The organism is Clostridium sp. ZBS15 (assembly GCF_023845705.1).
Classification (GTDB): Bacteria; Bacillota; Clostridia; order Clostridiales; family Clostridiaceae; genus Clostridium; species Clostridium aquiflavi.
Genome location: NZ_JAMQHY010000050.1, coordinates 1 through 3,129 on the forward strand (window position 1 = coordinate 1; position 3,129 = coordinate 3,129).

At 27.4% G+C, this 3,129-nt stretch carries 4 protein-coding genes; 3 read left to right on the forward strand and 1 reads right to left on the reverse strand.

Features of this window, described 5'->3' with window-relative positions; all coding sequences use genetic code 11:
* The 3 genes from NG904_RS14095 to NG904_RS14105 all read left to right on the forward strand — a co-directional run.
* Window positions 1-1,194: FAD-dependent oxidoreductase (locus NG904_RS14095; RefSeq protein WP_252232225.1), on the forward strand; the 1,194-nt coding region annotated here is incomplete at its 5' end.
* 19 nt (window positions 1,195-1,213) lie between these two features.
* A complete protein-coding gene (gene arsB, locus NG904_RS14100; protein WP_252232227.1) occupies window positions 1,214-2,263 on the forward strand; it encodes an ACR3 family arsenite efflux transporter in 1,050 nt (349 codons plus the stop codon).
* Window positions 2,264-2,427: 164 nt separating this feature from the next.
* Entirely contained in the window at window positions 2,428-2,625 is a 198-nt protein-coding gene (locus NG904_RS14105) for a DUF4177 domain-containing protein (RefSeq protein ID WP_252213931.1), read from the forward strand.
* Window positions 2,626-2,821: 196 nt separating this feature from the next.
* Here the strand turns inward: NG904_RS14105 and NG904_RS14110 are convergent.
* Window positions 2,822-3,129 (reverse strand): helix-turn-helix domain-containing protein (locus tag NG904_RS14110; RefSeq protein WP_252232229.1); only part of this gene is annotated, 308 nt, incomplete at its 5' end.

The window sequence follows — 3,129 nt, forward strand, 5'->3', positions numbered from 1 at the left end:
GCAGTAATAGTTGGTACAGGGTTTATTGGATTCGAAATGCTTGAAAATTTAATTGAAGAAAAGATAAATGTGACCATACTTGAAAAAGCAAATAAAATAACACCAAATTTAGATGAAGATATGGCACAGTATTTAGAGAATGAATTAAAAAAGAAAGATGTAAAAATTATTAAAAATACTGATATTAGTGAAATTTCAGAAAAGCAAGTAATACTTGCAGATAAAACTGTTTTAGATAGTGATATGGTTATTATGGCTACAGGGGTTAGACCTAATGTAGACTTAGCTAGAGAATGCAAAATAGAAATAGGCATTACAGGGGCAATAAAAGTAGATAATAGAATGGAAACAAATATTAAAGATATTTATGCGTGTGGGGATTGTATAGAAACTTTTTCTTTAATAACAGGAAAATCAATATATAGACCACTAGGATCTACTGCAAATAAAACTGGTAGAATTGCAGGTGATGCTTTAACTAAAGGAAATTTAAGATATAAAGGCAACTTAGGCACAGGAATATTTAAATTGTTTGATATGGCTATTGCAAATACTGGGTTATCTGAAAAAGAAGCATTAGAAGAAGGCTATGAAATTCAAATATGTCACAATATAAAACCAGATAAGCCATCATATTTTCATGGAAAAGAGATGGTTATAAAAGCTATTGCAGATAAAAACACAGAAAAGTTATTGGGTGTACAAATAATAGGATATGAAGGTGTGGATAAGAGAATTGATGTATTTGCAACATTAATTACTTATGGCGCAAAGGTAGATGAATTATTCCATCTTGATTTAGCATATGCACCACCATTTTCTACTACAAAAGATCCAGTTCATTATACAGGAATGATTTTAGATAACGCAATAAACAATAGCAGACCAATTATAACTAGTAATGAACTTAAAAATTTAACTGAAAATACAGAAAAATTTCAAATAATAGATGCGAGAGTACCTAAGCAATATGATGAAGCTCATGTTTATATGGCAGAAAATATGCCTCATAGTACTTTAAGAGATGATTTAGATAAGTTAGATAAAGGAATTACTACTGTAACTTATTGCAATAAAGGTGTTACAGGAAATGCAGCACAGAACATTTTAATTAATCATGGATTTAAAAAAGTATATAATTTATCAGGTGGTAACAAATTTTATAAGCGATCAAAAAATAAAGAAAGTAAATAATAAATAGGGAGATAGATATATGTCAGAAAATAAAGGAAAAGGGTTAGGTGTATTTGAAAAATATTTAACATTATGGGTAGCAGCATGTATTGTTGTTGGAATTTTTATAGGAAAATTTTTACCTATAATACCAGATACACTAAATAAATTTGAATATTATAACGTATCAATTCCAGTTGCAATATTAATTTGGCTTATGATATATCCAATGATGTTAAAAATAGATTTTACAAGTATAGTTAATGCTAGTAAAAAACCAAAGGGACTTATATTAACTTGTGTAACAAATTGGCTTATAAAACCATTTACAATGTATGCAATTGCATGGTTCTTTTTTTACATTGTATTTAAAAGTTTTATACCAGTAAATCTTGCTAAAGAATATTTAGCAGGAGCAGTATTACTTGGAGCAGCGCCATGTACAGCAATGGTATTTGTATGGAGTCATTTAACAAAAGGTGATGCAGCCTATACTTTAGTTCAAGTTGCAGTTAATGATTTAATAATTTTAATTGCATTTGCACCAATAGTAGCATTTTTACTTGGAGTTGGTAATGTAACTGTACCAATGGGAACATTACTTCTTTCAACAGTACTATTTGTTGTTATTCCGCTAGCTTTAGGATATACAACAAGAACTGTACTAATAAAGAAAAAAGGTGAGGATTATTTTAATAATATATTTTTAAAGAAGTTTGACAATGTAACAATAATAGGATTACTTTTAACACTTATAATATTGTTTTCCTTCCAAGGAGATATTATCTTAAACAATCCGTTGCATATTTTATTAATAGCAGTACCACTTACAATTCAGACTTTCTTTATTTTTACTATTGCTTATGTTGGAGCAAAATTACTTAAACTTCCTCATAACATTGCAGCACCAGCAGGAATGATAGGTGCAAGTAATTTCTTTGAACTTTCAGTAGCAGTAGCGATATCATTATTTGGTTTACAAAGTGGAGCAGCTCTTGCAACTGTAGTTGGAGTACTTGTTGAAGTTCCAGTAATGCTTGCTCTTGTTAAAATAGCTAACAATACTAAGGGGTGGTTTAAAAATAATTAGATAGTATAAAATTTTTAGAATAATTAATAAACTTAAATGTATTTTACTGAAAGATAATAGTATGAATTTATTAGGGATTGTAATTAATAAAAGAATAATAACAAGGAAAATATGAAATACTAATATTAAAAATATTTTATAAATAATAAAAGGAGGTTTTAAAGATGGAATGGGAATATAATGTTATAAGTATTACAGATTTTAAAAGTTTAGAGGATCCAGAAAAATTAAAGCAAGAACTTGATAATTATGGATCAAAAGGGTGGGAACTTGTAGGTATTTTACATAAAGAACAAGAAGGGAAAGGATGGATGCCAAAATTATATGATGATGTAATAACTTTTAAAAGAAAAGTACAATAATATTCTGGTTAGATATGGAGTATGCAGTATATAGTAAATATAAAACGAATATATTACATAACAGAATTAGTATTAATGTAAAAATAATTAAGGCACATTCAAAAAAATAAAAATGTTTTGATATCGCCAATTATTTTGTGATTGGCGATATTTCCTCATAAGTATAGCTATTCTTTAATTGTATAATTTTAGGTAATTAATGTTCTAAATATCTGTATAATGTAGATTTACTAATTCCAGTTTCTTTTTTTATTTCACTTAAACTATATTTTTTACTTTCATACATAACAATAGCATGTTTTACATTCTCATCAGGTTTCTTTGGTCTTCCTGGAGTTACTCCTTTTTGCTTTGCTTCATATAATCCTTTTTTTGTTTTTTCACTTATAACATCACTTTGAAATTTAACAAGATGTTTTATAATTTCAGTAAAAGTATATCCATTCTTATTACTTGTATCAATTTTTTCATTAATAGATTGAAGAAACGCTTCTTTTTTATCTA

Bases quoted from the DNA above. Each gene is read 5' to 3' on its own strand.
- NG904_RS14105 (WP_252213931.1), top strand. From the start codon at position 2,428: ATGGAATGGGAATATAATGTTATAAGTATTACAGATTTTAAAAGTTTA.
- arsB (WP_252232227.1), top strand. From the start codon at position 1,214: ATGTCAGAAAATAAAGGAAAAGGGTTAGGTGTATTTGAAAAATATTTA.